Origin of the sequence: Psychrobacter pocilloporae, assembly GCF_029872915.1 — a bacterium.
Lineage (GTDB): Bacteria > Pseudomonadota > Gammaproteobacteria > Pseudomonadales > Moraxellaceae > Psychrobacter > Psychrobacter pacificensis.
The window spans coordinates 2,136,549-2,160,927 of the sequence record NZ_PGFT01000001.1; the positions used below are offsets into that span (position 1 = coordinate 2,136,549).

Annotated in this window: 22 protein-coding genes and 2 riboswitches; of the genes, 12 read left to right on the plus strand and 10 right to left on the minus strand. The window is 45.7% G+C overall.

Translation table 11 applies throughout. The features are described 5' to 3' along the window. Positions 1-7: 7 nt before the first annotated feature. Entirely contained in the window at positions 8-895 is an 888-nt protein-coding gene (locus tag CUR83_RS09075; protein WP_284719516.1) for an alpha/beta hydrolase family protein, read from the minus strand. Positions 896-1,181: 286 nt separating this feature from the next. On the opposite strand from CUR83_RS09075, the gene CUR83_RS09080 reads away from it, so the two are divergent. From CUR83_RS09080 to CUR83_RS09105, 6 genes are all read left to right on the plus strand, one after another. Next, the gene (locus CUR83_RS09080) at positions 1,182-2,414 is read left to right on the plus strand and encodes an RtcB family protein (RefSeq protein ID WP_071001870.1); all 1,233 of its coding nucleotides are present in this window, start codon (positions 1,182-1,184) and stop codon (positions 2,412-2,414) included. Positions 2,415-2,489: 75 nt separating this feature from the next. Beyond that, complete coding sequence (locus CUR83_RS09085; protein WP_071001871.1) at positions 2,490-3,218, plus strand: hypothetical protein; 729 nt, start codon at positions 2,490-2,492, stop codon at positions 3,216-3,218. 11 nt (positions 3,219-3,229) lie between these two features. Next, positions 3,230-3,688 carry a DIP1984 family protein gene (locus CUR83_RS09090; RefSeq protein WP_284719517.1) on the plus strand — a complete coding sequence of 153 codons (459 nt, stop codon included), beginning with the start codon at positions 3,230-3,232 and terminating at the stop codon, positions 3,686-3,688. 343 nt (positions 3,689-4,031) lie between these two features. Then, entirely contained in the window at positions 4,032-5,135 is a 1,104-nt protein-coding gene (rtcA, locus tag CUR83_RS09095; RefSeq protein ID WP_093068163.1) for an RNA 3'-terminal phosphate cyclase, read from the plus strand. Positions 5,136-5,256: 121 nt separating this feature from the next. Further along, positions 5,257-7,080, plus strand: coding sequence for an FMN-binding glutamate synthase family protein (locus CUR83_RS09100; RefSeq protein WP_093068160.1), 1,824 nt, complete (start codon positions 5,257-5,259; stop codon positions 7,078-7,080). Between the two features lie 74 nt (positions 7,081-7,154). After that, on the plus strand, positions 7,155-7,964 hold the full coding sequence (locus CUR83_RS09105; RefSeq protein WP_071001875.1) for a phosphodiester glycosidase family protein: 810 nt from the start codon (positions 7,155-7,157) through the stop codon (positions 7,962-7,964). 156 nt (positions 7,965-8,120) lie between these two features. Here CUR83_RS09105 and CUR83_RS09110 read toward each other — a convergent pair whose 3' ends face one another. The 4 genes from CUR83_RS09110 to CUR83_RS09125 form a co-directional block, all read right to left on the minus strand. Beyond that, positions 8,121-9,344, minus strand: a complete 1,224-nt coding sequence (locus CUR83_RS09110; RefSeq protein WP_071001876.1) for a vWA domain-containing protein — start codon at positions 9,342-9,344, stop codon at positions 8,121-8,123. 57 nt (positions 9,345-9,401) lie between these two features. After that, positions 9,402-10,250 carry an AAA family ATPase gene (locus CUR83_RS09115; RefSeq protein WP_071001877.1) on the minus strand — a complete coding sequence of 283 codons (849 nt, stop codon included), beginning with the start codon at positions 10,248-10,250 and terminating at the stop codon, positions 9,402-9,404. Positions 10,251-10,558: 308 nt separating this feature from the next. After that, complete coding sequence (locus CUR83_RS09120; RefSeq protein WP_284719518.1) at positions 10,559-11,227, minus strand: hypothetical protein; 669 nt, start codon at positions 11,225-11,227, stop codon at positions 10,559-10,561. Between the two features lie 276 nt (positions 11,228-11,503). Then, entirely contained in the window at positions 11,504-11,824 is a 321-nt protein-coding gene (locus CUR83_RS09125; RefSeq protein WP_071001878.1) for a YcgL domain-containing protein, read from the minus strand. Positions 11,825-12,084: 260 nt separating this feature from the next. Beyond that, positions 12,085-12,223, plus strand: a riboswitch (glycine riboswitch). 66 nt (positions 12,224-12,289) lie between these two features. Further along, positions 12,290-12,434: riboswitch (glycine riboswitch) on the plus strand. 165 nt (positions 12,435-12,599) lie between these two features. Here CUR83_RS09125 and gcvT point away from each other — a divergent pair. The 4 genes from gcvT to gcvP all read left to right on the plus strand — a co-directional run bounded on the left by gcvT (position 12,600) and on the right by gcvP (position 18,332). Continuing rightward, positions 12,600-13,781: a glycine cleavage system aminomethyltransferase GcvT gene (gene gcvT, locus CUR83_RS09130; RefSeq protein ID WP_071001879.1), complete on the plus strand. Its 1,182-nt coding sequence runs from the start codon at positions 12,600-12,602 to the stop codon at positions 13,779-13,781. Between the two features lie 117 nt (positions 13,782-13,898). Next, positions 13,899-14,279, plus strand: a complete 381-nt coding sequence (gene gcvH / locus CUR83_RS09135) for a glycine cleavage system protein GcvH (protein WP_071001880.1) — start codon at positions 13,899-13,901, stop codon at positions 14,277-14,279. Between the two features lie 311 nt (positions 14,280-14,590). Beyond that, positions 14,591-15,349 carry a nitroreductase family protein gene (locus CUR83_RS09140; RefSeq protein ID WP_212564370.1) on the plus strand — a complete coding sequence of 253 codons (759 nt, stop codon included), beginning with the start codon at positions 14,591-14,593 and terminating at the stop codon, positions 15,347-15,349. A gap of 85 nt (positions 15,350-15,434) precedes the next feature. Beyond that, entirely contained in the window at positions 15,435-18,332 is a 2,898-nt protein-coding gene (gcvP, locus tag CUR83_RS09145) for an aminomethyl-transferring glycine dehydrogenase (RefSeq protein WP_284719519.1), read from the plus strand. A 113-nt stretch (positions 18,333-18,445) separates the two neighbouring features. On the opposite strand, the gene CUR83_RS09150 is transcribed toward gcvP, so the two are convergent. After that, positions 18,446-18,829 (minus strand): hypothetical protein, encoded by a 384-nt coding sequence (locus CUR83_RS09150; RefSeq protein WP_093068134.1) that lies wholly within the window; start codon positions 18,827-18,829, stop codon positions 18,446-18,448. Between the two features lie 349 nt (positions 18,830-19,178). On the opposite strand from CUR83_RS09150, the gene CUR83_RS09155 reads away from it, so the two are divergent. Both CUR83_RS09155 and CUR83_RS09160 read left to right on the plus strand, forming a co-directional pair. Continuing rightward, positions 19,179-19,883 (plus strand): lipase family alpha/beta hydrolase, encoded by a 705-nt coding sequence (locus CUR83_RS09155; RefSeq protein ID WP_227674255.1) that lies wholly within the window; start codon positions 19,179-19,181, stop codon positions 19,881-19,883. 54 nt (positions 19,884-19,937) lie between these two features. Next, a complete protein-coding gene (locus CUR83_RS09160) occupies positions 19,938-20,096 on the plus strand; it encodes a hypothetical protein (protein ID WP_156770969.1) in 159 nt (52 codons plus the stop codon). Here the strand turns inward: CUR83_RS09160 and CUR83_RS09165 are convergent. The 4 genes from CUR83_RS09165 to CUR83_RS09180 all read right to left on the minus strand — a co-directional run bounded on the left by CUR83_RS09165 (position 20,089) and on the right by CUR83_RS09180 (position 23,992). Further along, positions 20,089-21,441, minus strand: a complete 1,353-nt coding sequence (locus tag CUR83_RS09165) for a ribonuclease D (RefSeq protein ID WP_227674254.1) — start codon at positions 21,439-21,441, stop codon at positions 20,089-20,091. The genes CUR83_RS09160 and CUR83_RS09165 overlap by 8 nt on opposite strands. A gap of 136 nt (positions 21,442-21,577) precedes the next feature. Next, positions 21,578-22,171 (minus strand): recombination mediator RecR, encoded by a 594-nt coding sequence (gene recR / locus CUR83_RS09170; protein ID WP_071001884.1) that lies wholly within the window; start codon positions 22,169-22,171, stop codon positions 21,578-21,580. Positions 22,172-22,289: 118 nt separating this feature from the next. Continuing rightward, entirely contained in the window at positions 22,290-22,619 is a 330-nt protein-coding gene (locus CUR83_RS09175) for a YbaB/EbfC family nucleoid-associated protein (protein ID WP_025651278.1), read from the minus strand. 80 nt (positions 22,620-22,699) lie between these two features. Further along, complete coding sequence (locus tag CUR83_RS09180; RefSeq protein ID WP_071001885.1) at positions 22,700-23,992, minus strand: O-succinylhomoserine sulfhydrylase; 1,293 nt, start codon at positions 23,990-23,992, stop codon at positions 22,700-22,702. Positions 23,993-24,379: the final 387 nt, after the last annotated feature.

A 24,379-nucleotide genomic window follows, 5' to 3' on the forward strand; every position in this document is an offset into this window, starting at 1 on the left:
TTTGATGTTACTTTTTGATTGCCCACGACTTCATACTGTCAATAGACAACGGCTCGTCTGCCATAATCTGCTGCGCAAGGTGACGATTCAACGGATACAGCACGCTAAAGTGCTCGTGCCGTGCAATAAACGCACAGTGCAGCATGGGGCTTTTGTTCTTATCACACATCGGCTTTAGGTCGCGATAGTTACCGTCACGCTTGCCCTCAATAATCCACGTCGGCATGCGAATATCATTCGTCCAGTTTGCAGGCGCACGCAAATCCATTTCGCGTTGCTCATCACCAGTAAAGTCAACCTCTTGCAAAAACATCGTCTCTTGCGTAGCGCCAAAGCTAATCACTTCTTTAAACAACTCAGGATGCGTGCTGCTCGCCACCTCACTGACCAATAGCGCGAGCGAGCCGCCCGTACTGTGCCCGCCCAAATAGATACGGCTGCTATCGACATATGGCAGGGTCGCCAAATATTCTGCCGCCGCGATGACATCATCGACTTCACCATAATTCACTTCGATATTGCCCGCATTGTCATTGCCACCGCGCAAGGTGGGAAACATCATGATCACGCCAGCATCACGATATGGGCTGGCGGTTTGGTCATTTTGCCTTGAGCCTTTGCGCCAAAAGTCCGCCAGCGTGTTGGACTCACCGCCCGTTATCCAAACGATAGCAGGATGCTTGTCGCCATCGTTTGGATCGGGCGTGACAAAGGCGGCGAGCGACATGCCGTCACTGTCATAGCGCACGCTGTCAAATAGGGCTGCGGGCGGCTTGGGCAATGGCATTTGCATGGTGGGCGCAACTTGTATCGAGGTCTGATAATTGCCGCGTAGCGATGCCAAAGACGGCGCAGCAAAACAACTGCTGATGCTCACGCCTAGTAAAATCGCCATGCTGAATAAGCGTTTGTTAGAGACAACGTTATGCTTTGTTTTATATTGAACCTTCACCATTACACACAATTCCTTTATAGAATAAAAGCTATATTTATAGAATAAATTATATCTTTATTTACTTGATTAAAGTCCATTTTTTTATAAAAAAAGAATTTAAAATGTTTTTTATTATTCAATATCAAATGCTTATAAAAATAAAAACTATCTTTCCCAAAAACTGGCACACCCTTAGCAGTATATAAAGTACAGATAGAACATTTTTATAAAAAACTAAGGAGACACTATGCAGCCTATCAATCACAATATCATTCAAGACGGTGGCACCCCTATCCGCCTATGGACCAAAGGCGTGCCTGTCGACCCAAAAGCCCACGACCAGCTGATTAAAGCCTCACAGATGCCCTTTATTTATAAGTGGCTCGCGGTGATGCCTGATGTCCATGTCGGTATCGGTGCGACCATCGGTACGGTGCTGCCGACCAAAGAAGCGATTATCCCAGCAGCGGTCGGCGTGGATATCGGCTGCGGCATGATGGCGGTGCAGACCACGCTGTCCGCAGATGATTTGCCCGACAACCTGCACGGTCTGCGCACCGAGCTGGAAAAAGCCATTCCGCATGGACGCAGCAAGACACGCGGTCGCGGCTCGCGCCGTGACGTGGGCGCGTGGGCGAACCCTGATGATACCGTGATGAATGGCTGGGGTACGCTGGTCGATGATTTTAATTATCTGACCCAAAAGCATCCCAAACTAAAAAACACCAACAATCTAAAGCATTTGGGCACTCTGGGTACAGGCAATCACTTTGTTGAGGTGTGCCTTGATGAGACCAATCAGGTGTGGATTATGCTGCATTCAGGCTCACGCGGCGTGGGCAATGCCATCGGGCGCTACTTTATTGAGCTGGCGCGTGAGGACATGCGCAAATGGTTTATTAACCTGCCTGATAAAGATTTGGCGTATTTTGCTGAGGGGACTGAACATTTTGACGATTATTGGTTTGCGGTTGGCTGGGCGCAGCGCTTTGCCTTTAAAAACCGCGAAATCATGATGGAAAAAGCCATCCAAGCGCTACGCACCATCGTGCCAAAACCGTTCGATGCTGCGGTAAAAGCGGTCAACTGTCACCACAACTATGTGGCAAAAGAAGAGCACTACGGCGAGGAAGTCTTTGTCACGCGTAAAGGCGCAGTGCGCGCACGCGTCGGCGAATACGGCATCATCCCAGGGTCGATGGGCGCAAAATCCTTTATCGTCAAAGGTAAAGGCAACGAAGAATCGTTTTGCTCTTGCTCGCATGGCGCAGGTCGCGTGATGTCACGCACTGAGGCGAAAAAAGTCTTTACTATTGATGACCAAATCGCCCAAACCAAAGGCGTAGAATGTCGTAAAGACGCAAACGTGATTGACGAAATCCCAGCGGCGTACAAAAATATTGAAGACGTGATGAGCGCACAAAGTGACTTGGTGGAAGTGGTACATACCTTGCGGCAAGTGGTTTGTGTGAAGGGTTAAACCAAAATATTTAAAAAAATCAGTTAATTATATTACTTTAACCTATATTAATTAATCCAAAAAATAAGGCTAAATATGATTCCCCAGACATTTATTGAAACAGCAGGTGATATTCTAGGTAGCACCGAGAAAGGCTTATCAGGCTCTAAAATTGCTAGTTTATTTGCAGCATACGCAGTTGACTATAACACTGATATTCCTTATACAAGTTATCCCTTTACAGTATCCACACCTAATAAAAGGTATGCCTTAAAGAAAAACTTAAGCTCGTTTAACCCTAAACAACAATTTAAAATCATAAAAGAACTTTGCGAGCATCCGGAAATTAAAGACTTACCTGAAGTTAGAGATCTTAAGATCAAGCTGTTGACACGCTTTAAAGGTTTGAATACTGACATAGACACGGTCAATGAAATTTTAGTAGATGAAACTAGATTTTGGTTAGATGACTATACTAAATCCCTAGAACAATATAACTATGCTTTAGAAAAATATAAAGGAAATATATTTGAGAGAAACTTGTTAGATGACCTTCGACTATCGTTAGAGCTATTAGTAAAAGAAATACTAGGAAATTCCAAGTCTTTAGAAAATCAGCTTACTGATATTGGTACATTTATTAAGAGGAATAATGGCTCCCGAGAACTAGTAAATATGTTTGTAAAGCTAATTGATTATTTTACTAAGTATCAAAACGATTACGTCAAACATGACTCTCAAGTTATCGAAGAAGAAGTTGAGTTTATCCTTGAAATAACCTCTTCATTTATGAAACATTTCATTAGAATGAAAAATAGAATTTAAGGAAAACTAAAATGAAACTCGCAGAAGCCCTACTTATCCGCAGTGATATGCAAAAAAAGCTGGCGCAAATCAAAGGACGCATTCGCAGCAATGTAAAAGTCCAAGATGGCGATACGCCAAGCAAAGACCCCAATCAGCTATTGATGGACGCAAGCCAGCTGATTACCGAGCTGTCCGCGCTTATCGCCCGTATCCAGCGTACCAACGCGGTGGCGCTGACGGACAACAATCAATCGATGCTGGCGCTGCTCGTTGAGCGCGACACCCTTGAGATGCGCCACAAGCTATTGACCGAGTCGATAGCCGCGACCGAAACCGAGGTCGATCGCTATAGCCCGCGTGAGATTAAATGGCAAGTGATGGTCTCGGTCGGCGCATTGCAAAAGCAGGCGGACGATATTGCCATGAAGCTACGTCAGCTTAACATTGTCATTCAAGCCAACAACTGGCAAATTGACCTTGTGGACTAGGCGCTTACCTAGCTCATTAAACCTTTTTTAGCTTTGTCTGTCTGATAATGGACAGACCACCCTTTTGAAATCGACTGGGCGAGTGTCAGACCCCGCGACCCACAGCAGGGGGTTGAAAATATACTGTCGTGGCTGCTACGCGTTGTGGGCAGGCGCATTTTTTACCACTTATGCCCCGCACATGGCACTTGGCACAATGCACCATTTAGACCTTACCACCAGACACTGACAGTCGGTTTCAATCTTATTTTAAATGCGACCCGAAAAGTATTGGGAAGCATTTTATTATGCCCATTAACGACACTACCAATCAATAGTCTTACAAATCATAAAGACATTTATCATGCCAGCATCAACACGTAAAGCCCTAAAAATCGACGGCAGCACAGGCGAAGGCGGTGGACAAATCATTCGTACGGCACTGTCATTATCGATGCTCACAGGCACACCGATTGAAATCACCAATATTCGTGCTGGACGCGCCAAACCCGGATTGATGCGTCAGCATTTGATGTGTGTACAAGCGTCACAACAGATATCAAACGCTAGCGTATCGGGCGCTCATTTAGGTAGTATGGCGTTCACCTTTACGCCAAGCACCGTGCAAGCGGGCGATTATACCTTCGATATCGGCTCGGCAGGCAGTACCAGTCTGGTGTTACAGACGCTACTGCCTGCCCTACTCTTTGCCAATGCTGACTCAAGCAACAAGTCCACCGTTACCATCATAGGCGGCACGCACAATCCGTTAGCGCCAACCACCGACTTTTTGCAGCACGCCTTTGTGCCGCTACTTGCCAAGCTCGGCATGCAGGTCGAGATTGAGTGCGTGCAAGCGGGCTTTGCCCCTATCGGCGGCGGCGCGATTAAAGCAACTGTTGCGCCATTTGTGCGCCGTGCTAATGCTTCACGATTAGACCTCACGGAACGCGGTAAGCTTGTCAGCACGGAGCTGGTCGCAAGCGTGCTCAATCTAGAATACGATATCTGCCTGCGTGAGCTTGCCAGCGCCAAAGCCGCGTTGATTGAAGCGGGTATGGATGAGGCGCTTATCACAACACGCGGTAATAAATTATACGGCATTGGTGAAGGCAATACCTGCTATGCAAAAGTCACTCACGAGAGTATTAGTATCCAAAATCACAAAGAATATCACTCTGAAATATTTACATTACTAGGAGAAAAACGCAGCTCAGCAGAAAAGATAGGTGGTCGTTTGTCAGGCTTAGTAAAGCGTTATTTGTTTGACACCGATGCGCTGATTGATGAATATTTGACCGATCAGCTGCTATTACCGTTAGCCTTAGCAGGCGGCGGTGCGTTTAGCGCGCGGGTTATTAGCGAGCATAGCAAAACCCAAGCATGGCTCATTGAGCAGTTTTTACCCGTTGCGATCACGTTTGATGCTATAGAGGATGAGCAAATATTAGTCAGAATCACCTGCTAAAATTTGCCAGCATTAGTATACTGTTACCCAATGATACCGACTTGGCGATAGCATCAGTGTATGATGTACGCGACAAATTTGAACGTATTATCTATATTTACAGTGACTGTTGAGCCTCGTTATGCCTGAATCCCGTACCAATCTGAACCCTGAACCCAAAACCAGCTCGCCGTATTTTGTCGGGCTGCTGCTGCGCTATAGCACACTGGGTGCAGCCATTTGTCTATTATTAGCCGGATTGCTGCTGATGCACGGTTGGCTAATTGTGATTGGAGGTTTTGGCGTAGGACTCGGTATTTATGATCTGATTCAGTCCAAGCATTCAGTGCTAAAAAACTACCCGATAGCAGGACATATACGCTACGTACTAGAGGATTTTCGTCCTGAGATTCGTCAGTATTTGCTTGAAGATGACAAAGAGCAGGTGCCATTTTCACGCCAGCAGCGCGCGCTAGTGTATCAGCGGGCAAAGAACGTCAGCGATACCAATGCGTTTGGTACGCTAGACAATCTTTATACTCATGGTAAAGAATGGTTTTTGCAATCCGCCGTTAGCCAGCCGTTAGAAAACAAAGACTTTCGTATCACTGTTGGCGGCGAGCGTTGTAAGCAGCCGCATGATATGTCGGTATTCAACATCTCCGCGATGAGTTTTGGCAGTCTGTCCGCAAACGCCATTATGGCACTCAATCAAGGCGCAAAAATAGGCGGATTTACACATGATACGGGCGAAGGCGCGATCAGCCCTTATCATCGTAAGTTCGGTGGTGATCTGATTTGGGAGTTAGGTACAGGGTATTTTGGCTGCCGTGATGCCGAAGGCAATTTTGACCCACAGTCTTTCGCCGAAAAAGCTGTCGATCCACAAGTCAAAATGATCGAGATCAAGCTGTCGCAAGGTGCCAAACCGGGTAAAGGCGGCGTGTTGCCATCGAGCAAAATCACTCAAGAGATTGCCGATACTCGCCAAGTGCCGACGGGTCAAGACTGTATTTCGCCCGCTTCGCACACCGCGTTTAGTACACCGCGTGAGCTTGTCGCCTTTTGGCAGCAGCTACGCGAATTATCTGGTGGCAAGCCTGTTGGCTTCAAGCTATGCGTGGGTCAGCCTTGGCAGTTTATGGCGATTGTCAAAGCCATGATCGAGACGGACAACTATCCTGATTTTATTGTTATTGATGGTGCCGAAGGCGGTACAGGTGCGGCGCCTGTTGAGTTTATGGACAATGTCGGCATGCCGATGGTCGAAGGGTTTTTGCTTGTTCACAATACTTTGGTCGGTGCAGGCATTCGTGACAAGATCAGACTTGGCGTCAGTGGCAAGATTGTCTCAGGGTTTGATATTGCACGGATGATTGCGCTAGGTGCCGATTGGTGTAACTCGGCGCGTGGCTTTATGTTTGCGGTTGGTTGTATTCAGTCGCGCTCTTGCCATACCAATACGTGCCCAACGGGCGTCGCTACCCAAGACCCTTACCGTCAAAAGGCGCTCGATGTCCCTAGCAAAGCAGAGCGTGTGGCAAGCTTCCATAAAAACACACTCAAATCATTGGCCAGTATCGTCGGCGCGGTGGGCTTACAGCATCCGAGTCAGCTACAACCTTATCATATCGCCCGCCGTCTAGATGACGGGCAGATTAAGCTACTGTCTAAGTTTTTCTACTTTACGGATAAGGGCGCATTACTTGATAATAGCGCGCGTGCGGATATTTTCAATCAAATGTGGGTGATGGCCAATCCTGATAGTTTCTTAGCCAATAATGATGCGCTCATTGCTTATAACAAAGACTCTCGTGATAAAGGTAAAGAGACTGGCGCACCAACCGAACATCGCGCTGGATACAGCTCCCCCTACAGCACCGATCATACGATCACAACCGATGGCGGGCAGCTCATCGGCAATGTGAATAACACCTTCCGTGACTATCCGCCCAGTAGCGACTAAAAGCGAGTACCCAAGATTTATATATGAATCAGTAGCAAACCACAAATACCACTATGTTAAAAGACGTGTGATTGATGCCAACCTCCATTTTGACCTTATTGTTATCATTGATAGTGCTTGCGCTTGGCCTTAGCGCTTGCCAGCAGACCAATACTGAGACTGTCAATAGCGACACAGACAACTGGTCATGTCAGACAAAAGACTCGCCATTTACTTATAGCGTGTGCCGCGTGGATGCAAGTGGATTAACAAGCGATCGTTATTCACTGCAGCTGTTTTGGCAAGCCTCTAATGACCAATCACTACTAACCTTTGATACGTTGCTATCTACTTTACCAAAGACTGAAACTCTAAACTTTGCCATGAATGCAGGAATGTACAACGAAAACTATGCACCAATTGGTTACACCGTCATCAAAGGCAAAGAAGTCAAATCGCTCAATCTAAAAGAAGGTGGTGGCAATTTTCATTTATTACCCAATGGCGTTATGTGGTGGGACAAAACTGGTCACGTACAAATCACCGAAAGCCACGCTTTAGATGAACAGATAAACAATGGCAACGCACAGCCTTGGTATGCGACGCAATCTGGTCCTATGCTAGTCATCAATGATGAGATACATCCCGAGTTCAATCCTGATAGTACCTCCATCAAACTGCGTAATGGTGCAGGCATTTGTGACGATGGCAGCATACAATTCGTCAATACAGATGAGCCTGTGACGTTTTATCAGTTTGCGACTCTATTCAAAGACGAGTTAGATTGTCCAAATGCGCTGTTTTTGGATGGCGGCATTGCCTCAGCACTGTATGCACCCAGTATCGATAAGCAAGACAAAAAAGAGATGGGCGTAATGATTGGACTGGTTGAAAACAAAAGCTAGCATCTATCGTCACCATAGCATTTGTCACTAATATGCCTTCTCAAAATTGGCACTACTTAACATAAAAAAGCATTTAAATTAACATAAAAAAGCACTTAAAACGATCACATCGTCTTAAGTGCTTTTTTCATATTACTCGTCCAATGTAGACTAATACTACCGCGCCATGTACTGGGTCATTTCCTCAACACCATGCAAGGTCATCGGATACATCTTATCTTCGAATAGCTTTTTGATCTCAACGATGGTTTGCGTGTACTGCCAATAGCTTGGGGTTTCAGGATTGAGCCACGCCACTTTATCAAAATGATCAAGTACACGCCTTAGCCATACAATACCGGCTTCATTGTTCATATACTCGACACTACCGCCCACGGTCATCAGCTCATAGGGCGACATCGATGCATCACCGACGAAGATGACGCGATACTCGCGCCCATATTTATTGAGTAGCTCAAACGTTGGCATCAGTGCGCTATGGCGACGATTATTGTCTTTCCATACATAGTCATATAGGCAGTTATGAAAATAAAAGAACTCTAATGTTTTAAATTCATTCTTTGCCGCAGAGAACAATTTCTCAAGTGCTTCAACATGGATATCCATACTACCGCCTACGTCAAATAGCATTAATACTTTGACACGGTTGCGGCGCTCGGCTTGCATATGTATGTCAAGCACGCCCTTTTTGGCAGTACGTTTAATGGTCTCATGAATATCGAGCTCGTCAGCGCTGCCTGTGCGCGCAAACTGACGTAGGTTGCGTAGTGCCATTTGGATTTGGCGGGTACCAAGTTGATTATCATCATCAAGATTGCGATATTTACGCTGCTCCCAGACTTTCGCCGCGCTACGTTTACGCGATTCACCGCCGACGCGCACCCCTTCTGGATGGTCGCCATAAGCACCAAATGGCGAGGTGCCACCTGTCCCCACCCATTTACTACCACCTTGGTGACGCTCTTTTTGCTCTTGTAACCGCTCCTCTAACGCTTTCATCAGCTCCTCAAGCGAGCCGTATTTTTTGAGCAGGCGTCTTTGCTCTTCGGTTAAGTTTTTTGGATCGAGCTTTAGATCGAGCCATTCTTTAGGCACATCGGTCAGCTTAGCCAACAGCGCATCCATATCAAGGCTATCCACCCCTTCAAAATAGTCTGCCATTGCCCGATCAAATTTATCAAAATGGCGCTCGTCTTTGACCATGCACAGCCGAATCAGCCGATACATATCCTCACGGCTCGCAAAAGTCGCCAGTGCTGGATCTTCAGGATGCGGCTGCATCATCAGGCCCTTATCTAACGCGGCATTAAGATCAAGCAGCTCACGCGTACTGACTGGTACGCCGTAAGTCCGCAAGGTATAGAATAGTTTTATGAACATAAGAGACGCACCACTGATTGACGTAAAACAAAAAAAGCACTGAACACTTAGACGCGCTTAACGACGCATCATATTGGCAAAACGCTGTAGTAAATTCACATCGGCTTCGTTTTTCAGCAATGCACCGTATAATGGCGGAATGGATTTTTCGCCGCGTAAGTTTTCTTCTAACTCATCCTGCGCCATGTCATCAGCGAGCAATAACGTCAACCAATCGACCAATTCAGACGTTGATGGTGGTTTTTTAAGGCCTTGGATATTGCGCAGCTTGTAGAATATATCCAACGCGTCGTTGACCAATTTTTCCTGAATATCGGGGAAATGCACCTCTATGATTTGGCGCATGGTTTGCTCTTCTGGAAAGTCGATGTAATGGAAGAAGCAACGACGCAAAAACGCATCGGGCAGCTCTTTTTCATTGTTTGATGTAATGATTACTACTGGACGCTGCGCGGCGGTAATGGTCTCGCCCGTCTCATACACATAAAACGACATCTTATCGAGCTCATGCAGCAAGTCATTAGGGAACTCGATATCGGCTTTATCGATCTCATCGATTAGTAGTACGCTGCGCTCGGTGCTAGTGAAGGCATCCCACAGCTTGCCCGGCTTGATGTAATTGCCAATCTCATAAACCTTGTCATCACCCAACTGCGAGTCACGTAGGCGCGATACCGCATCGTACTCGTATAAACCCTGCTCGGCTTTAGTCGTCGACTTGATGTGCCACGTAATCAGTGGCATCCCTAGACTCTCAGCAACCTCTTCGGCAAGTAAGGTTTTGCCCGTACCAGGTTCACCTTTGATAAGGAGCGGCTTTTGTAATGTCATGGCCGCATTCACTGCCAGTTGTAAATCGTCTGTGGCGATATAATTTTGAGTGCCGGTAAAGGTTTGCTTGTTCATAATCAGGTCTCGATTGTTGTTATAGATAAATTGTTATGAATATATGGTTATAAATAAGTAGAACTAAAAATTTGATAATGAATAAAAGATAAATTAGATTAGCACAGCCTGAGGCATTGCCAAAATACTCATGCGTTCGCCTTTGTGAGCAATGGTTGGGTGCCTCTCATAATTCTCAATAATTCATAAGGTTGCCAGACGATTTGGCATAAAAAAAGACACGCATGGGTGTCTTTTTTTATCATTACTCGATTACTTTACTGGCTCGCCTGCTTATTTATTACACCGTACAAACAGACTTCAGCGTTTTAGCGATTGTCAGCATCAGTATTCTTAGACAAGCCATTCTGTTTTTTTAAGTCAACATGACTTTTAGTATTACTGCTCTCAGGCTTAGCGGCTAGGGCCGTATCATCAGACTGCTCAGTCAACGTAGAACCTTCTGCCAAATAACTGCCGGTCGTCAGTTGCATTGTCGCTTGCGTATCCTCTGCCGTACGGCTGCGGGCTTTGTCCAAGCTCGATGCGAATGCGCCGCGTATCAGCTGCCACATAAAACCGATAAACAAACCGATGACCAGTACCACCAATATTGGCAGCATATTGGCAATCGCGCCTGCAAAGTCCTTCCTCATAACAGCGTAGACGACGCTGATACTGGCTGGTGCAATTTCACTAGAGTCACCAAGCGCTGTGCCGGGTGCCAATAACACTGCAAACAGTATCATCCAACTCATACCGCCCAGTGGTTTTGGCAATATGCGAGCGACTAGCAACCATAACACCAATACCAAAATGGAACCACCAAGATACGCATACATTGGCAAATCGGCGGGCGGTACATCTTTCACCATTTGGCCCCACCAAATAGCAATCTCACCGAGAATGTCACTAATAGATTCTAATGGTAAGCTGTGCAAAATATTTTTTAACCAATCCATACGTGTTTCACTACCTGCGTTTATCACCGTTGACACGTTATGTGCCTAGCAGTGTATGGTGCGTTCTGTCGTACCAAAATAAGATCAAATACAGTATCGATGCACACATCATGTGCGTTTCTATCTGTATTTTTTTATGTGGATGTCATGGGGTGTCAGTTTATCACGACTTTCTACCCAAATGCATGTGACCAAATGTGTCATGAGTGTTTTGTCCATGGCATTGTAAAGACCATTCTCTCAATCATCTTGCCACAACCGTCTTATCAATAAGCGTACCAATCGTCAATGTTATCTAGTGGTAAAATGTATCTAGTCGTAGATATTGTCCTGCGCTTCACGAGCGCGTAGCTCTGCTTGGCGGCGCATGACATCTTGCGGTGGCATCTGCACAAAATAACCTTGGGACGCTAGCTTTGCCAGTACTTCTTCTTTATCAACACGCGCCAGAGTGGGCGTCGCCGCCAAATCAAGATGCATGACAAACTGGCTACGGCCCAACCCTGCACGAAAGTCCTTTGGCAGTACGCCAAGCCAATCTTTGATCTCATCGGTATCATCAGGATATTCAGGGCGCGCAATATATACATACATGTCGTCATGTTTGGGAAATTTATAAATATCGCAATGCATAAAAACCACCTATCAGAAACTATGGTCGTAGGTTAGCATATTTCAGGCAAACACCAGTAGTCGCTTTGCGTGTTGCTATGGTAATTTTTGCGCCCATACATCATTTTATTGATTCTCAAAACGGCTGATAGAGATAAAAAACACTATCTTGCTAAGCGTCTTTGGTGAGCAAATGTCCTAATGAGCACACATTTTTGCCAAATTTATTTGTTTTAATGGCGGTGATGACTTGTAAAAGCGCTTTGAACCTTTCATAATAAAAGCGTTTTTCAGGAGAGAGTCTGTCGGCACAGATTTTGTATCAAACCCTATTGGTGATACAAACTGACAACTGCCATACGACCACCGAAGGCGCATCCACCCTGCCAATCGCTCAGGTAAAAGGACTGAAAAACACATGTCACTGTTGTTTGGTAGTGTTTGCTAGCATCACGCTCATAGCGCACTACTTTATCAAACGTCAGACATAACAAATCTGGAGAGTGGTAAGAACGGACGACGTCTTACCCACCGAAGGGGAGAAAATACGCAATCATTCATTGGAGCTTTATATAATTGCTCACAAATGAGGCGTGTTGAAAATCTCAGGTCACAGGACAGATAGGGCTTTAGCTTAAACCGACGTTCAGCGTCTGTTTGGCCTACGTCTTTATCTTTGCTTTCTGTGTCACCCTTTGATGTAATATTGCGCCTTGCAATATTGCTTCTCGCTACTTTTACGTTGCACACCACTCTACTCTATCGAGTACGACTGATGTACACATAAGGATTTGTTATGACTGATACCCACTCTCAAGACTCTAGCAACACCCAAACCCCTAAGCGCACCCCTTTTTACCAGTCTCATCTTGATAGTGAGGGCAAATTGGTCGATTTTTCTGGTTGGGAATTGCCAATTCATTACGGTTCACAAATCGAAGAGCACGACGCGGTACGGACAGATGCCGGTATGTTTGATGTCTCACATATGGTTGTCACAGATATCAAAGGCGCAGATACTAAAGCATGGCTCCAAAAACTACTCGCAAATGATGTCAACAAACTCACTACCGCTGGTAAAGCGCTGTACTCTGGCATGCTCAATGAGCAAGGCGGCGTCATCGATGATTTGATCGTCTATCTGATGAATGCAGAGGAAACTGAGTACCGTATCGTCTCCAATGCAGCCACTCGTGACAAAGACTTAGCACAGTTTAATAAAGTCGCTGAAGGCTTTGATATTGCGATTACCGAGCGTCCTGAGCTTGCCATGCTCGCCGTTCAAGGGCCAAATGCTATTGAGAAACTGGCTCAAGCCAAACCAAACTGGGCAGATACCTTAGCTGGGCTAAAACCTTTCGTTGGCGCTGACTTGACCGATATCGAAGGCACCGATTGGTTTGTGGCTCGTACTGGCTATACTGGTGAAGATGGCGTCGAAGTCATTATGCATGCCGATGATGCCCCTGCTTTTTTTGAGCAGCTAAAAACAAATGGCATCAAACCTGCCGGTCTTGGCGCACGTGATACCTTGCGTATGGAAGCGGGCATGAACCTATATGGCCATGACATGGATGAGAATGTTAGCCCTTATGAGTGCAATATGGGCTGGACGCTTGCACTAAAAGACGATCGCGCCTTTGTCGGTCGTGACGCTTTGGTCAGCAAACGCAAGCAGGCAAAAGAAGACAACACCGCTATGAAGCAAGTAGGTCTGCTATTGACCACGCGCGGCGTATTGCGTGAAGGCATGACAGTGACTATCAATCAGGGCACTAACAATGAGCAAACTGGCCTTATCACCAGCGGTACATTCTCCCCTAGCCTAAAAAACTCCATTGCGATTGCTCGCGTGCCTGCCAGCTTATCAGAAGATGATCACGTACAGGTCGATCTACGCGGCAAAGGTAAATTCGTCGATGTACGCGTATTAAAGCTGCCTTTTGTCCGTAACGGCAAGCAACAGTTTGACTCGTAGGTCTTATAAATCTTATTATTAGAGCGCATTGTCGTTTTAGACATAATGATAAAAACGACGACACGCCCAGCCTCCATTATTTTTGTTAATTAACCTCTATCATTTAGGAGAGAGACCATGAGCAACATCCCAGCAGAGCTAAAATATATTGCAAGTCACGAGTGGCTGCGCCTAGAAGACGACGGTACGATCACTGTTGGTATCACTGACCATGCTCAAGACCTATTGGGTGATGTGGTGTTTGTTGAGCTACCAGAAGTGGGCGATATTATCGCTGTTGACGACGAAATCTCAGTTGTTGAATCAGTAAAAGCCGCCTCTGACGTATACGCGCCTATCTCAGGCGAAGTCATCGCTATCAACGAAGCACTAGAAGATGATCCTGAAATCATCAACTCTGACCCATATGGTGAAGGCTGGTTCTTTAAAGTGAAGCCTGACAACATCGCTGACTATGAAGCACTGATGACCGCTGACGAGTACGAAAGCGAATTATAATAACCACCTCTGTATAGCAGAAAGACAGTAGCCAAACCAAAATAGCAGCCAAACTTGTAGATACTGGCAAAAGCGGGTATCTACATCTCCTATTTGATACCCCTTTCTTATCAGCAAGGTTGATTCATAGATGACGCCTTTGATAACAAAGCAGCTTTATATATAGACCACCAAAAACCATTATCGTCCGATGTTATTGCTCTCAAGCGTTATCTCATTGACTCGTATTGATCACCTCTTCGAATTCCAATGAATACGTGCTATCAATAACGACGCAAACTGATAACCCAATTCTCAGCATGGATCCTAATATGAATACCAACACCGATAATAAAGACCCCATCGCCACACCAAACCATACACCGCAGCTACAAGCCTTTCGCGATATCGTAGAATCACGCCGTTCCGTGCGCCGTTTTACTGACACGCCCATCCCTGACGACGTACTGGCAGACTGTCTGCGTTTGGCCATGCTAGCACCAAACTCTAGCAACCTACAGCCGTGGGAGTTTTATGTTATCGATGATGCTGATAATCGCAAACGCGCCATCAAAAACTGTATGAACCAAAACGCGGCAAAAACATCGGCGCGCTTAATCGCTATCGTTGCTCGCACCGACATCTGGCATGAGCATGCTCAGCAAATATTGCGCGAATACCCTGATCAGCCAGTCCCTAAGAAAGTGAAAGACTACTACAACAAAGTCGTCACGCTGGACTTTTTGCGCGGTCCTGCCAATGTGATATCCGCTGCCAAATGGGGCGCCACGCAAGTGGTCAGACGCGTCAAAGGCCCTCTCAAATCGCCTTACTATACCTTTGAGGATACCAAAAACTGGGCAACCAATAACACCGCGCTTGCTGCCGAAAACCTAATGTTGGCACTACGTGCTCATGGTTTTGATAGCTGTCCTATGGGCGGCTTTGATGAGCCTGCCATGAAAGCGTTGCTCAATCTTAGCGACGACCATCATATCGTTATGATGATTGGCGCAGGCGAGCGTGCTGACAATGGCGTTTACAACACCCAATTCCGCTTTGACCAAAAACAGTTTGTGCATTACGTATAACGTACCGCTCACAGTGTTTCCTTAACTGCTCACAATGTTTTCTTAATTGCTATTTTGTTTATTACTCCCTTAACCAAGGATTGTCATGACTATCTCTCAAAACCCATCGTTTGATACCTTTCAAGGATTGTTCAACGAAGCTGAATTTGTCTATCGCCACTTAGGTTCGAACGAAACCAAGCAAGCTGACCTACTCAGCGCTGTTGGTTATAAAGATATGCAAAGCTTTATCAATGACACTGTGCCTGAGCCGGTACGTTTGCACAAAGAATTGGATTTGCCAGTGGCAATGAGTGAGCATGCGGCACTTGCCAAACTACGCACGATGGCAGATGACATCACCGTCAATAAGAGCTATATCGGTCAAGGCTACTCTCCGGTTCGTATGCCTGCCGTCATTCAGCGTAACGTCCTTGAAAATCCAGGCTGGTATACCGCTTATACCCCTTACCAAGCAGAAATCGCTCAAGGTCGTTTGGAGGCATTGCTGAACTTCCAACAAGTTTGTATCGATTTGACTGGTCTTGAATTAGCTGGTGCGTCACTGCTTGATGAAGCAACGGCAGCAGCAGAAGCCATGGCGATGTCAAAGCGTGTAAGCAAAAGCAAGTCAACGCAGTACTTCGTCGATGAGCGCGTCTATCCACAAACGCTAGATGTCATCAATACTCGTGCGAAATACTTTGGTTGGGACGTGGTCGTGGGTGATTTTGAAACGGCCAAATCAGGCGACTATTTCGGTGCGCTATTCCAGTATGTTGGCGTAGAAGGCGACGTTAAAGACTTAACAGACGTCATCGCGGCCGTAAAAGAAAACAAGACTTACGTCAGTGTCGTCAGTGATATCATGAGCTTGGTGTTATTAAAATCACCAGCCGATATGGGTGCGGACGTAGCACTAGGTAGCACACAGCGTTTCGGTATTCCAATGGGCTTTGGTGGCCCACATGCTGCTTACTTTGCATTCTCTGATAAAGCAAAACGCTCAGCACCTGGTCGTATCATTGGCGTATCTAAAGACGCACAAGGCAATACCGCATTACGTATGGCGCTACAGACGCGTGAGCAGCATATCCGCCGCGAAAAAGCCAACTCAAACATCTGTACTTCGCAGGTATTGCTCGCCAATCTCGCTGGTATGTATGCCGTCTATCATGGCCCAAGTGGCGTGAAGCGTATTGCGACTCGTATCCATGCGTTTGCCACCGCCTTTGCTGATGCCATCACAGCAGCGAATGACAGCAGCTTAAGCGTGGTACACGATCAATTCTTCGATACAGTCGTGGTTGATTGCGGCTCAGAGAAGCTAGCTACGCAAATCTTTAAAAATGCAGACAACGTTGGCTACAACTTATGGCGTCTAAGCGACACCAAATTGAGCGTTGCCTTTAGTGAAACCAGTGATCAGCAAGATTTTGGCGTATTGACTCAGTTATTCGTCAACAAGTCACACGATCTACCTGAAACCGCTCGCATCTCACTTGACAGCGCACACCTGCGTACGGATGACATCTTGACTCATCCAGTATTCAACTCGCATCATACCGAGCATGAAATGCTACGCTACCTAAAGTCGCTTGAAGACAAAGATCTAGCGATGAACCGCAGCATGATTTCACTAGGCAGCTGCACCATGAAGTTGAATGCCACCAGTGAGATGCTACCGATTACTTGGCCTGAGTTTGCCAATGTGCATCCATTCGCACCGCGTGACCAAGTCACAGGCTATATTGCGATGATCGATAGCTTACAAGATCAATTAAAAGCCATCACTGGTTTTGATGATGTCTCTATGCAGCCAAACTCTGGCGCTTCTGGTGAATATGCTGGTCTGCTCGCGATTCGCCGTTATCATGAGTCATTGGGCGAAACCGATCGCGATGTGTGCCTCATTCCAATGTCAGCGCACGGTACCAACCCTGCTACTGCCATGATGATGGGTATGAAAGTCGTCGTGGTCAAAACCGATGAAAACGGCAACGTTGATATTGAGGATTTAACCGCCAAGTGTGAAGAGCACAGCGAGCGTTTGGGCGCTTTAATGATCACGTACCCATCGACTCATGGCGTGTTTGAAGAAGGCATCCGTCATATCTGTGATTTGACTCACAAGCACGGTGGTCAGGTCTATATGGATGGCGCCAACATGAATGCTCAGGTAGGCATGATGCAGCCTGCAGACGTTGGTGCTGATGTACTACATATGAACCTGCACAAAACCTTCTGTATCCCGCATGGCGGCGGCGGTCCAGGTATGGGTCCTATCGGTATGAAGGCGCATTTGGCACCATTCATGGCAAACCATACGCTAAGCCCTGTGCATAACGCGCAAAAAGACTGCTCAGCGGTATCGGCTGCGCCTTATGGTTCAGCGAGCATCTTACCTATCTCATGGATGTATATCACTATGATGGGCCGCGATGGCCTACTAAAAGCAACCGAGCTTGCCCTGCTAAACGCTAACTATGTAGCCGCCCAGCTAAAAGACCACTACCCTGTATTATATACAGGTAAAAACGGCCGCGTGGCTCACGAATGTATCATCGATATTCGTCCGTTAAAAGAAGAGACTGGCATCACTGAAAGCGATATTGCTAAGCGCTTGATGGATTACGGTTTTCACTCACCAACGATGAGCTTCCCAGTCGCAGGCACACTGATGATTGAGCCCACAGAGTCTGAGTCTGTCGAGGAGTTGGATCGTTTTATCAGTGCGCTGAAATCTATCAAAGCTGAAGCGATGAAAGCAAAAGCGGGCGAAGACAACTGGACGCTAGAAGACAACCCATTGGTCAATGCACCGCATACGGCTGCTAAGATTACTAATGAAGAATGGACGCATCCATACAGCCGTGAGACTGCTGCGTTCCCACTGCCTTACATCCGTGCAAACAAGTTCTGGCCAAGTGTGGCACGCGTCGATGATGCGTACGGTGACAAGAACCTTATGTGTTCTTGCCCAAGTATCGAAAACTATATGTAATGATCATTTTCGATAACTGCTCGTTTATTTTATAAAAAACCGCCAAATCAGTCGCTGATTTGGCGGTTTTGTTTTATGCATGCATTGTTAAATTTTGACACTATCAATGAGACTTAACCGCCCAACCATCCTTTATTCAAGCCACAGTCTATCCAGTTCACTTTTATCTGATCTGTAATATTAGCATTGGGATAAGTAAACGCCGCACCACCAAGATAAAGCGCATCGCCGACCTTATAGGACTTACCTTCAAATAACATAATCTCTTTATCCGCCTCCCACGAAAAGAAAGTATTCGCTAATACTAATAAAAGAGTATTGTCCTGTGTCATTACTTCTTCATTATCTCTAGTTAAAGCAAGATAGTTATTAATAACTGTCAAATATCCCGCTGTCATCGCTGTAAATCGACCATCATATTTAGTTGGGGACCAAGTAGCAATTTGTAGAGGTGTCTTAGCTGGTATAGGTTCGCTTACTACTATCATTTCTGGCATCTCCACCTTAACAATTAGTGCTCTATCTACTCTATATAGTCAATCCTAAATAAAACAGATACATTATATATCAAGGTGGAACTGGTCTAAATTCTCCTTTCGTGCTGTGCCTACGCTGCTCGATGCTGCGTAAAATTTATCCCAGTCCCACTGTATCGTTTTTATACTGAATTCACTATAAGTAGTACAACCTGACAGCGAAAAAATAGCTAATATTGAAATTAAAAATTTAGATAATTTGACAACCCTTACCCCTAAAGCGCTAATATAAGATGTCTGTCTATCCGCTCATTTTTATAAACAAGCGTCGATAAAAAAATCTTATAATGCTACTCATTTGGATATTGTTATGCAACAAAAAGACATGGCACAAAAAGCGCCTAAACGAAAAAACCTTGTGATTTTGATACATGGTTTGCATCAAACGACTTGGATGATGCGTCCATTAGCGAAGCGTTTACAAGCGCAAGGTTTTGCCACCCATCAATACAGCTATCGCAGCATGCGCGACGGTATCAAAACCAACAGCCAGCGACTACATGAGTGGCTGAGTGCCAACCACAACCCTGATCAGCCAATAGATTTGGTCGGTCATAGCTTGGGTGGATTGATTATTCGTGATTTTTTGGCCAATTATCCCAAGTGGCAAATTGGGCGCTGCGTCACGCTGGGCACGCCGCATGTGGGAAGTGTTTGCGCGGATTACGTATGGCGTTTGAGCCCTTTAATTGTAGGACGATCTTATGCTGATGCGCTCGATGGTACAGCGACGTCCTGTCCTGAACATATTCATATAGGCGTGATTGCAGGCGATAAACCGCGCGGCTTAGGACAACCTTTTTTGCAATATCATAATCGCAAACTGAATAAAGAAAGCGAATCAGCAGCCACAGAAAACTGTGCTCATGATGGTACAGTTTACGTCAGCGAAACACGTCTTGACTGCGCCAACGACCATATCGTACTGCCTGTGACCCATACAGGCATGCTGGTCGATAAAGAAGTGGCTCGGCAAGTGATTTACTTTTTAGAAAATGGTGAGTTTGAACGCTAGGGCATGTTTTTAATACCTAAAATGCTCTAGATGACAGCGAATAATGGAATAGATATGACCGAGCAAAAGTATAAGCAAGATTGTCAAAACGGCCATTTATCGATAGAGAGAAAATTGATGCTGCCATTGATTGATTTAAAAAAAATTGATTTAAAAAACAAGCAATGTGAAATTAGGCATCAATTTTTTGAGTTGGCTGTATTTGCTATCTAATACCCATCCCTTGCTGCAATTCAGTTTTATGCTTGCTGATCACTGGAATCAACGTCTGGACGACCCAGTCATTGCGCCAACCTTTGAGACCTTGTGGCAGTTCGCTGAGATTTTTATCAAGAGCAATCACTTCATACAACTGTCCTAGCCATTTTTTGCGCATTAAAACGCTGCTAGGCATGCCGATAGCCTTAGCGTGATCATCAATCGCTTGCTGCACTGCTTTTGACAGGATTTTGTTTTTTGAGCGATATGGCGGCACAAGACAAGCTGGATGCTCGGCAGGTGGTAGGTTTTTGGCGTTTCTTATTATCTTAAGCAGCTCTTCACCATAGAGACGCAGCATACTACGGTGCATCGTCGTTTTGTGCGCCAGCTCACGCATGCTGTTTGGTTTTTCAGTGACGATCTCGCGTACCGCTTGCTTTTTGATGATAAACGTACGCGGCTGATTGGTCGCACGTGCCAGCTCTTCTCGCCACGTCGCAATCCCTTTGAGTATCGCCATTTGCTGTGAGTTATAGCGATAATCTGCCATCGTCAGATACATCGCTTCATCTTCGACGTGCTGCAAGTCATACAAATCACTGGCGTAGAGCTGACAATCCGCCCAGACGTAATCGTATAGGCCTTGTGCCTTAAGCGCATGTTCGATACTGAGATACAGCGCTGGCAAATAACGCACATCATCGATGGCATATTGCTCTTGCTCGTCTGTCAACGGGCGCTGGAGCCAATCAGACTGACTGTGCTCTTTATCGATATGCATATCTAGCTGATCTGCCAATGCCTGCTGATAGCCCATTTGTAATTGACCGGTTAAATAAGACAACGCAATTTGCGTATCAAAAATATTGGTCAATGGTGGACAACCAGATAGCAGATAAAAAATGCCTAAATCTTCGCCGCAAGCATGCCAGATGGCCACATCGACTTGGCGCAAGGCCTCCCACAGCTCAGACAGTTGCAACTCAGGCGCATCTAGTAAATACACGTGATTACCCGTATTTAACTGTACGAGTGCCAAACGCGGATAGTAAGTGTCGCGTTTGATAAACTCAGTATCTAGTGCGACGCGGCCACAAGTTGCCAAGGCATTGATCACCTCAGCCAATTGGTGCTGCTCACGCACCCATGTGACATCAACAGCATCAGCGACATCCAACAGTGCATCGATATCAATTGCATCAACATCCAGTGCATCATCATTTGATTCCGAAGGTGTCGCCACTGATGTCATCTCAGTATTAGCTGCTTTTTGTGATGAGTTATCAGTAATCTCAGAAGGGTTTGATTTGACTGAAGGGTTTGATTTGACTGAAGCGTTTGAAACGTTGTTGGACACGGGCAGATACCTGCATAAATAGGAGAAAATAAAACGCGATACTGCGTCTTAATAAAATGAAAAAGGAGAACAATAATAAAGCAATTATAACAATTTCACGAAATGAAATGGGTAAGACTTTGATGTCAGCAAAACCTTATAAAAAAGAGCGGTTTTGCATGGCTTGACCCAGCGTCATACTATCTAGATACTCAAGCTCGCCGCCCATCGGTATCCCTTGTGCCAAACGTGTGACTTTATTGACATGACGACTGACGGCCTCGCTAATAAAATGTGCGGTGGTCTGGCCTTCAACCGTCGTACCTGTTGCCAGTATAATCTCTTCAACAGGCTCTTGTTTGACTCGCCATACCAGCTGATCAATATTTAAGTCATCTGCACTGATTCCATCAATCGGGGATAAGTGTCCGCCAAGCACAAAATAGCGACCACGATACCCTGCCGTTTGCTCGATTGCCATCACATCTGCTGCTGTCTCGACCACACACAGCAGCCCATCATCACGTCTAGGGTCTTGGCATAGAGGACACACCGCTTCATCACTAAAGCTATGACAGCGCTGACATTCAACGATATCGCGCATGGCTTCATCTAGTGCTTGGGCAAGCGCCATGCCTTGCGGACGTTTTTTACTAAGCAAATGTAGCGCCATTCGTTGGGCACTTTTTTGACCGACGCCTGGCAATATACGCAGCTGTTTGACCAGCTGATCAAATTTGGCTGTAAGCAAAGTGGCTTTCCTTTAGTTGACTTTATTTAACTAAATTTATAAATCGTAGCTATAAAAATGGGGTCGTATCGTGCCGATAACAACCCCATTTTTGTGTTCAGTCTAAAGTATTTAATGCTTAGAACATACCTTGCATACCTGGTGGCAGACCCATACCTGAGGTCGCGCCAGCCATGGTTTCTTCGTATAGCTCATCCGCTTGACGCACCGCATCATTGATAGCGGCAGCGATAAGATCTTCGATCATATCTGGCTCATCTTCTAGCAGACTTGGATCGATGGTCAAACGCTTGACCACATGGCGACCAGTCATGGTGACTTTAACCAGACCACTGCCCGCTTCTGCTTGAACTTCTTTGTTCGCAAGCTCTTTCTTAGCATTTTCAACGTTTGCTTCTACTTTCTTTTGCATCGTTTGTGCTTGTTGCATCAATGCTTGAATGTTCATAGCTGCCTCTTTGTCTTATAATAATAAATGGGATACTTTAAAGTGTAAAATAAAATACTGACGGCATTATACCGCTATCTTTACAAACTGTCTAAACCACGCGCCAAATCTTTGATAATATCTTCGACATCTTCCAAACCGACTGATAGACGAATCAGACCGTCTTTCACGCCAGCTTCAGCACGCGCCTCAGGGGTTAGGCGAAAATGCGTGGTCGTCGCAGGATGCGTAATCGTGGTTTTTGCATCGCCCAAGTTGTTGGTGATAGAGACCATTTGAGTCGAGTCAATCACATGCCAAGCCGCTTCTTTCGTATCGCGGCTGTCAGATGCTTTGACTTCAAAACCCATGATAGCACCGTAACCGTCTTTCATATGATGCTGGCGTGTGGCGAGCTCATGTGCAGGATGGTCACTTAGGCCGGAGAAATGTACGGTACTGACATTAGGATGATTGACCAAAAATTCTGCGACTTGATTGGCATTGTTACAATGCGCTTGCATTCGGAGTTTTAGCGTTTCAAGCCCCTTGGTAAATACCCAAGCATTAAACGGGCTCATGCTGATACCGCCTGAGCGCACTACGGTAAACGCTTCTTGCATGAGTTTGTCACTACCAACCAACGCCCCGCCAAGTACTCGGCCCTGACCGTCTAAGTACTTGGTCGCAGAGTGAATAACGACATCGGCACCCAAATCTAGAGGGCGCTGCAATGCTGGCGTGGCAAAGCAGTTATCAACGACCAGTAGTATGTCATTGGCTTTGCAAAGCGTGCTCAAATAACCGATATCGCAAATCTGCGCCAGTGGATTACTTGGGCTTTCACAATAGATCACTTTGGTGTTTGGTTGAACGGCATTGGCCCATGCCTCATTGTCAAAGCAATCAACATAGCTAACTTCAACGCCAAACTTGGCCATATAGTTATTAAACAGCCCAATAGACGAGCCAAATAACTGATTGGCAGCGAGCAGATGGTCACCCGCTTTTAGATATGCCAAGCACATGGTCAGGATTGCACCCATACCAGAGGCCGTTGCAACCGCACGTTCACCGTTTTCTAGCGCGGCGAGACGACGCTCAAAAGTACGGACGCTTGGGTTGGTATGACGAGAGTAAACGTTTCCTGTCTTTGTACCGTCAAAATGTGCCGCAGCATCAGCGGCTGATTGATAAACATAAGAGCTGGTCGTAAAAATCGGCTCTGAATGCTCGCCCTCATCGGTACGATGCTGACCTGCGCGCACGGCGATAGTTTGCATACCGTAATCTAATCCTAAATCTAAGGCATCGTTACGCCAGTTTGGATCTAACCCATCGTTTGAGTTTTTTTGGTTCAAATTATTCTCATCTTTCGTTTGCGACTGACTCATAGACGTTCCGTTGCTTTGTTTTGGTTGGTATAAAAGGACTGCTTATTTTTTTGATTATTAAGCAAATTCATCAGCGTTATCATAACATGCCGACTTATTCCACACATCTGGTTTCAGATAACTTCTAATTATTAATTTTGCCTATTAAAATAACTGGATGTTCAATATGACAGCCATTATGCAGACTTAACCGCTTAACCGACAATAAATCACGATAAACTCAATCGTCAAACCTAACAAAAATAACGTATTTATAATAGGCAGATATGCTAACAGCTGCTAAGCTTAGCGACGATTTGAATTTTGGCGTTGGTGATATTTTTATAGACCGTCCAATCAATGCTATCATCCTTAAAAATAGATGAACAATTTCAGTAAATTACTTAT